The sequence below is a fragment of the Methylobacillus rhizosphaerae genome (assembly GCF_900187985.1).
Lineage (GTDB): Bacteria > Pseudomonadota > Gammaproteobacteria > Burkholderiales > Methylophilaceae > Methylobacillus > Methylobacillus rhizosphaerae.
This window is the reverse complement of the sequence record NZ_FZOA01000007.1, coordinates 187054-194513: the sequence shown is the minus strand read 5'-3', so window position 1 is coordinate 194513 and position 7460 is coordinate 187054. Positions and strand designations below refer to the sequence as shown.

Annotated in this window: 7 protein-coding genes; 1 reads left to right on the top strand and 6 read right to left on the bottom strand. The window is 52.6% G+C overall.

Annotation, left to right across the window (positions count from 1 at the left end; translation table 11 throughout):
• On the top strand, positions 1 to 323 hold a 323-nt coding region (locus CHB59_RS09600), incomplete at its 5' end, for an IS3 family transposase (RefSeq protein ID WP_143738713.1).
• Here the strand turns inward: CHB59_RS09600 and CHB59_RS11820 are convergent.
• From CHB59_RS11820 to ftsH, 6 genes are all read right to left on the bottom strand, one after another.
• Positions 259 to 2016 (bottom strand): toxin TcdB middle/N-terminal domain-containing protein, encoded by a 1758-nt coding sequence (locus tag CHB59_RS11820; protein ID WP_281252029.1) that lies wholly within the window; start codon positions 2014 to 2016, stop codon positions 259 to 261. The genes CHB59_RS09600 and CHB59_RS11820 overlap by 65 nt on opposite strands.
• A gap of 14 nt (positions 2017 to 2030) precedes the next feature.
• A complete protein-coding gene (locus CHB59_RS11910) occupies positions 2031 to 2219 on the bottom strand; it encodes a SpvB/TcaC N-terminal domain-containing protein (RefSeq protein WP_089376017.1) in 189 nt (62 codons plus the stop codon).
• A gap of 410 nt (positions 2220 to 2629) precedes the next feature.
• Complete coding sequence (locus CHB59_RS09585) at positions 2630 to 3169, bottom strand: phosphatase PAP2 family protein (protein WP_089376016.1); 540 nt, start codon at positions 3167 to 3169, stop codon at positions 2630 to 2632.
• A 67-nt stretch (positions 3170 to 3236) separates the two neighbouring features.
• Positions 3237 to 4598 (bottom strand): phosphoglucosamine mutase, encoded by a 1362-nt coding sequence (gene glmM / locus CHB59_RS09580; RefSeq protein WP_089376015.1) that lies wholly within the window; start codon positions 4596 to 4598, stop codon positions 3237 to 3239.
• Between the two features lie 22 nt (positions 4599 to 4620).
• Entirely contained in the window at positions 4621 to 5472 is an 852-nt protein-coding gene (folP, locus tag CHB59_RS09575; RefSeq protein WP_089376032.1) for a dihydropteroate synthase, read from the bottom strand.
• A gap of 88 nt (positions 5473 to 5560) precedes the next feature.
• On the bottom strand, positions 5561 to 7456 hold the full coding sequence (gene ftsH / locus CHB59_RS09570) for an ATP-dependent zinc metalloprotease FtsH (RefSeq protein ID WP_089376014.1): 1896 nt from the start codon (positions 7454 to 7456) through the stop codon (positions 5561 to 5563).
• Positions 7457 to 7460: the final 4 nt, after the last annotated feature.

Sequence of the window (7460 nt, the reverse complement as noted above, 5' to 3'; positions counted from 1 at the left end):
ATGGGGAGGTGCTAGTCCACTCAGATCAAGGTAGTCAGTTCAGCAGCTATGATTGGCAGGCATTTTTAAAAGCGCACCGTCTCAAACCTAGCATGAGCAGACGAGGAAATTGCCACGACAATGCAGTCGCAGAAAGCTTCTTTCAATTGCTGAAGCGGGAAAGGATACGTCGGAAGATTTATGAGCATCGAGAAGCCGCCCGCCAAGATGTATTTGATTACATCGAGATGTTTTATAACCCTAGGCGTCGACACAGTTTCAATAATGGCCTATCGCCAGTAGAGTATGAAAAGCGTTATTTCGAGGGGCTGGAGACTGTCTAGAATAGTAGGGGCGATTCACCGTGATGCCGCTGCTTTCCCCTGTTTCTTTCATCCAACGGAATCCTAGGGAGCCTCTACCTAGCAGGTGCCCTTTCAAACCACCATATTGGTAGCTCGTCTTAATCAAACTCCCCACTCCGCTGCTCATACTCACTCCGCTTACAACGTAAAGGGCATCCTGGATGTCTTGTGCCGGGTATACAGCACGATTCGTTCCGCTGTCTTTGGTATAAACGTTATTTCCAACAAGGGAGTTATAGCTGACAACAATCTCACTACCCGGCTCACTCACTTTACTTAGAAATGGCAGTGAGCTGGCCACATTGGAGAGCAGATACCACTCTCCACTCCCGCTCGGTCCAATCAGCACATCCGACAAACCGTCTCCATTCATGTCAACGTTATAAATACGATCACTCGCACTCGCAAAATTTGCGTATTTATTCGTAACCCAAATGCCTTCATCCACCAAGGCACTGCCTGTATTGCGTAGCACATACCATGTTCCATTAGAGCCTGGCCCAATCAGCACATCTGGCAAACCATCTCCATTCATGTCCACATTACGGATGCGATCACTATGGCCATCCCAAATACCATATCCAGTGGTCACCCAGGCTCCTTCATCCACCAAGGCACTGCCCGTGTTACGCAATACATACCATTTTCCATTGGAGTCTGGCCCAATCAACACGTCTGGCAAGCCATCCCCGTTCATGTCTACATTGCGGATACGATCACTGGCACTCGCAAAGTTTGCGTATTTGTTGCTGGCCCACGCACCCGCATCCACCAAGGCACTGCCTGTATTACGCAATACATACCATTTTCCATTGGAGTCTGGCCCAATTAGTACATCCGCCAGACCGTCCCCGTTCATGTCCACATTACGCACACGAGTGCTGGCTTTATCAAAAGCTCCGTAGAGATTCGTCGCAATCGTCTTGATATCTCCAACAGTTGAACCCAGTTCTGGTAAGTAGCTGAATGATTTACTTTGAAGGCAAGTGCCGGCCCCATCACACTCAGTCACTGTTTTAAGCCGGGAGCGTTGAGTCACTTGACTCAATTCATAAGCAAGACGATAGTCTTTCACAACGCTCGTTCCATGATAGGTTTTGATGTTCGTCAGGCGCTTGGTTGTCTTCAATAGTGAACCAGCATGATAGGCTGTCATGGTGTCTGGACGGGTCTCATAGCTAAATCTCACGCTCGCATAAGGGGCCAATGCCGGATTTGTATTTGCATTGCCTGTGTAGTCAATCCGCGAGATATAGGCGTTGCCGTTGGCGCTGTCTTTTGTATACGTGACTGTGATGTAATTGCCCGTTGTATCGCTGATTTTGTTGACGCCCCATGTTCTGATCGTGGATGTCCCTTGGGCTTCAATGGCGGCGTTGGTGGTATTGCCATATTCGATGATTTGTCCACCTTTGGTCCAGACTTTGAACCAGGCAGGGCCATTTCCGGCGGTGCCATAGGAGATGATTCTGGTAAAGTTGGCGCTCTCTGTTCGATATTCTGTGCCATTCGCGCCGTAGGATGGGGTGGTGGTATAGCGTTTTGTAGTCGGGTTGTAGCTGTCGGTGGTCGCAATCAGGCGTTGTCCGTCCATGCAAAACCGGTCGGTATTGGTATAGGTGACACCACTGGTTGATCCATCTTGTTCGAGGGTGGTCGGGCATCGGCTGATCTGGGATAAACCTTCTATCCCCAGCCTATACCAACCAGGCCGTTCCCACTCTGGCTGCTATAGTTGAGGCTGAGGGTGGGGGCCATACCCGCTGTACCGGGAGGAACAGAAAGGGGAATGCTGTAGTTCGCTGAACCATCATTTCCCACACTAAAATTCCCAGGCGTCGTGAATGGATTCGCTGCGTATGCATATGAAACCATCAGGAAATTTATGCATCCTGATAGAAAAATTGCTATTGAGATAGTACGAAGATAGCTGGAGAAAAAGCACTTCAGACAGAAGAGGAAGAACTGCGCCACTCTACTGTGAGTAACCCAGCCCCCTGTTATATTTGTGTGAAATCTAGGTATTCCTACTCGATTGAGAGAAACCACAACAACCCCCCGTACATTATTGTTTTTTAATGCAATGTAATATTTTTATAATTCATTTGCTACGATATTATTTTAAGTATTATTTTTTGTAAACAATATTAAAGATAATTGCTGAAAGAAAGTCAATTAACGAAAATAACTATTCAAATACTCATGAATAGCGATTGCTATATTGACTCAGGGATTAATGATCAAATATATGGATCAGCATTTAGCAATGCTGAATATCTGATCATTTAAAGTATCAGGAATGAAGCTGTAGCGAGCAAAGCGCCGAGGATGGCGCCAGCGATGACGTCGCTGGGGTAATGCAGGCCGAGGATGACGCGGGACATGGCGACCAGGACAGCGAAGGGAATGATTAGCGGTGCCAGTTCCGGGTAGTGATGCAATGCCACCATGCTGAATGCCACTGCGTGCAGGGTATGGCCGGAGGGGAAGCTGAATTTATCCAGTGGTTTCCCGGCAAGCCAGATATCCTGGTGGACGGCATAAGGACGTGGGCGCAAGGTCCTGCCCTTGAGCCATTTGTAGAGCACGGTGCCAATCAGCCCGACCGTGATCATGTGCAGGCACGGCAGGATACCGGCCTGCCCCTGGGTCAGGATGATACCCAGCATGATGGCATACCAGAACATGCCATCGCCCAGCCTGCTGACCAGGCGGAAACTCCAGCGTACCAGCCGGTAATGGCTGCTACGGTTGACTTTGATGCATAGCGCGCTATCCAGTGCGCAGATGCGTTGCAGATAGTTTGTCAGCAGTCGATTTTGCATGGGGGCAGATTGGCATGCCTCCATGACAAATTTGTGTCAATACGTTGAATCTATGATGACAGGCAGATCAATTTCCGGCGACTTGCTGTACCACTGCCGCAATGTCTTCTGCCAGTTTCTGTACCAGGGCACCATCCTGCCCTTCCACCATGACGCGGATTTTTGGCTCGGTACCTGAAGCGCGCAGGAGCACACGGCCATGGCCATTCAGTGTGGCTTCTGCTGCCTGCACTGCGGCCTGCAATTGCGGGTTGTCATCCAACTCAATACGCTGGGCAATCTTGACGTTAATGAGCACCTGCGGATACAGCGGCAGGCGCTTGCCCCAGTCAGCCAGGCTCAGGCCAGAGGTGCGCACAGCGTGCAGCACCTGCAAGGCGGCAATAATGCCATCGCCGCTGCTGTGCTTGTCCAGACAGAGGATATGTCCGGAGTTTTCTCCACCCAGTTGCCAGTTGTTGGCGTTCAGCAACTCAAGCACATAACGGTCACCTACCTTGGCCCGCTGGAATGGGATGCCTTCCTTGTGCAATGCATGTTCAAGCGCCAGGTTGGTCATGAGGGTGCCGACCACGCCGCCGCCCAACCGTCCACGTTCATGACGGTGGCTGGCAATGATGTAAAGCAGCTGGTCGCCATCCAGCAGCTGGCCCTGGCTGTCGACCATGACTACGCGGTCGCCGTCACCGTCGAATGCAATACCAAGATCAGCCTGGTGTTCCACCACGGCTTTCTGCAATGCCTCGGGGTGCGTGGAGCCGACATTCAGGTTGATGTTCAAGCCGTTGGGTTGGGTACCGATGCTGATGACTTCAGCACCCAGTTCATGGAACACTGGCGGGGCTACATGGTAGGTTGCGCCGTTGGCGCAGTCGAGCACGATTTTCAGGCCACGCAGATCCAGTGCATTGGGGAAAGTCCCCTTGCAGAACTCGATATAGCGGCCTGCGGCATCATCAATACGCTTGACCCGGCCTATCTGTTCCGTAGGCACCAGCTTCATGGGCTGGTCCAGCTCAGCCTCGATGGCCAGCTCGACTTCGTCTGGCAACTTGGTGCCCTGCGCCGAGAAAAACTTGATGCCGTTATCGTCAAATGAGTTATGTGATGCAGAAATAACGATACCGGCCTGCGCACGCTGCGCCCGGGTCACATGGGCGATGGCTGGTGTGGGCAAGGGGCCGGTGATGCGTACATTGACACCGCCCGCGCACAGGCCAGCAACCAGTGCTGTCTCAAACATATAACCAGAGATGCGGGTATCCTTGCCGATAATTACCAATGGCTTGGTGCCGGGTGCCAGGTGATGATCCATGCGTGTCAGGACACGGCCAGCGGCATAACCAAGCCGCATGACAAAATCCGGGGTAATGGGGAATGTTCCCACCTTGCCGCGCACACCATCAGTACCAAAATATTTTCTGCTCATTTCTGACTCTTTATTCTCGTTGTTATCTGTCAATTCCGACATTGACCACCGCATCCACAACCTTGAGGGCATCCACTGTGGCCTTGACATCATGCACGCGCACGATACGGCCACCCTTCATGGCTGAAATGACAGAGGCAGCCAGGCTGGCGTGCAGGCGTTGATGCACATCACTGCCTATGATCTGCCCCAGGACAGACTTGCGTGACAGGCCGACCAACAGGGGACGTCCCAGCGCCAGGATTTCAGGCAGGTGATTCAGCAACGCTACATTATGCACGGTACGCTTGCCAAAGCCGAAACCAGGATCCAGCACAATACGCTCCATTGCCACACCTGCCGCCTCGGCTGCCTGCATGCGCTCCTGCAGGAACACTTTTACCTCCTGCACCACATCCTGGTAAACCGGCTCTTGCTGCATGGTTTGTGGCGTGCCCTGCATGTGCATGATGCACACACCTGCATTGCCTGCCGCAGCCGCCTCCAGTGCACCAGGCTGTTGCAGGCCCCAGATATCATTGATGATGGCAGCCCCGGCATTGACCGCCTCGCGCATCACCTGCGGCTTGTAGGTATCAATCGACAATGGCACATCCACTTCCCGCGCCAGTTGTTCAATCACCGGAATCACGCGGCTCAGTTCCTCATCAAGACTCACCGGCGTTGCATTGGGCCTGGTGGATTCACCGCCAATATCCAGAATATCAGCTCCTTCTGCCACCAGTTGCAGGGCATGAGTCACGGCAAGCTGAGTCGAGGCATAGCGGCCACCATCAGAAAAAGAGTCCGGGGTGACATTGACGATCCCCATGACATGGGGGCGCCTGAGGTCAAGCTGATATTTACCACAGATGAATTGATGAGCGTTTTGCATGGGATCACTAGTCAAATAGAAACAATAAAGGCCACAAGTCTCGAATCATTGCTTTCGAGCAGCTTGTGGCCTGAAGGTTTAACCAGCCTCAGACTTTGGCGGCAGGCTGCGGGGCGGGTTCTGTTGTGGTACCACTACCGCTATTGCCGCTATCAGTTGTTGACTTGCTGCTGGATGGTGCGGGCTTGGGTGGACGTGGCGGCTTGCCTTCCATGATGTCATGGATTTGCTCGGCATCAATGGTTTCCCACTCGAGCAAGGCAGCCGTCATCACTTCCACCTTGTCGCGATGATCTTCCAGCAAGGTGCGCGCAACCCCATATTGTTCATCCAGAATACGGCGAATTTCTGCATCCACCTTCTGCTGGGTCGCTTCGGATACTGTTTTGGCCGACATACTGCCAAATACGGAATCCTGCTCATTACCAGCATAGACCATGGTGCCCATGACATCGGACATACCATACTTGGTGACCATGTCACGCGCGATCTTGGTCGCCCGTTCAAAGTCGTTGGAAGCGCCAGTCGACATCTGGTTCATGAAGATTTCTTCAGCAATCCGCCCGCCGAACAGGATGGAAATTTCTTCCAGCATCTTGTCCTTGTAGTTGCTGATACGGTCGTGCTCAGGCAATTGCCAGGTCAGACCCAGCGCCCAGCCACGCGGCATGATGGTAACCTTGTGTACAGGATCGGCATGGGGCAACAATGCTGCCACTACAGCATGCCCGGACTCATGGTAAGCCGTATTGCGGCGTTCTTCTTCACGCATGATCATGGACTTGCGTTCCGGACCCATGAAAATCTTGTCCTTGGCATCCTCGAAATCCTGCATGTCCACGGTACGCTTGTTGCGGCGTGCAGCGAACAAGGCAGCCTCATTCACCAGGTTGGCAAGATCAGCGCCGGAAAAACCGGGGGTGCCGCGTGCCAGAATGTCAGCCTTGACGTCTGCATCGATAGGCACCTTGCGCATGTGCACCTTGAGGATTTGCTCGCGGCCACGGATATCCGGCAGGCCTACCATCACCTGACGGTCAAAACGGCCGGGGCGCAGCAAGGCTTTATCCAGCACATCGGCACGGTTGGTCGCGGCAATCACGATCACGCCAGAGTTAGCCTCGAAACCGTCCATTTCCACCAGCATCTGGTTCAGGGTCTGCTCTCGCTCGTCATTACCGCCGCCAGTACCGGCACCACGATGACGACCCACCGCATCAATTTCATCGATAAAGATGATGCAAGGGGAGTTTTTCTTGGCCTGCTCGAACATGTCACGCACACGAGCCGCGCCGACACCGACAAACATTTCCACAAAATCAGAACCGGAAATGGTGAAGAACGGTACTTTTGCTTCACCGGCAATCGCCTTGGCCAGCAAGGTCTTACCTGTACCCGGAGGGCCTACCATCAGCACGCCGCGCGGGATACGACCACCCAGCTTCTGGAATTTGGTGGGATCACGCAGGAATTCGACCAATTCGGAAACTTCTTCCTTGGCTTCATCACAACCCGCAACATCGGCGAATGTTGTGTGATTGGAGTTTTCATCCAGTTGCCGGGCCTTGCTCTTGCCGAACGAGAATGCCCCGCCCTTGCCGCCACCCTGCATCTGGCGCATGAAGAAAATCCATACTGCGATCAACAGCAACATGGGGAACCAGGAAACGAAAATGCTCATGAGCATGGAAGGTTCTTCGTCAGGCTTGGCTTCCACAGTCACATTATTCTTCAGCAAATCAGACACCAGCCATGGATCAGTCGGGGCATAAGTATTGAACTTGCGACCTTCATTAGTCACGCCGCGCAATACGCGTCCATCAATCGTGACCTTGGCAATGCGCCCACTCTTCACATCCTGGATGAACTGTGAATACACCACCTGGCTTTCTGCCGCACTCTTGAGGCCAAACTGATTGAAAACCGTCATCAACACCAGCGCGACAATCAGCCAGATAGCAATGTTCTTTACGATGTTATTCAAAGAA

Bases quoted from the DNA above. Each gene is read 5' to 3' on its own strand.
- CHB59_RS11910 (WP_089376017.1), bottom strand. From the start codon at position 2,219: ATGGTTTCATATGCATACGCAGCGAATCCATTCACGACGCCTGGGAAT.
- CHB59_RS09585 (WP_089376016.1), bottom strand. From the start codon at position 3,169: ATGCAAAATCGACTGCTGACAAACTATCTGCAACGCATCTGCGCACTG.
- glmM (WP_089376015.1), bottom strand. From the start codon at position 4,598: ATGAGCAGAAAATATTTTGGTACTGATGGTGTGCGCGGCAAGGTGGGA.
- folP (WP_089376032.1), bottom strand. From the start codon at position 5,472: ATGCAAAACGCTCATCAATTCATCTGTGGTAAATATCAGCTTGACCTC.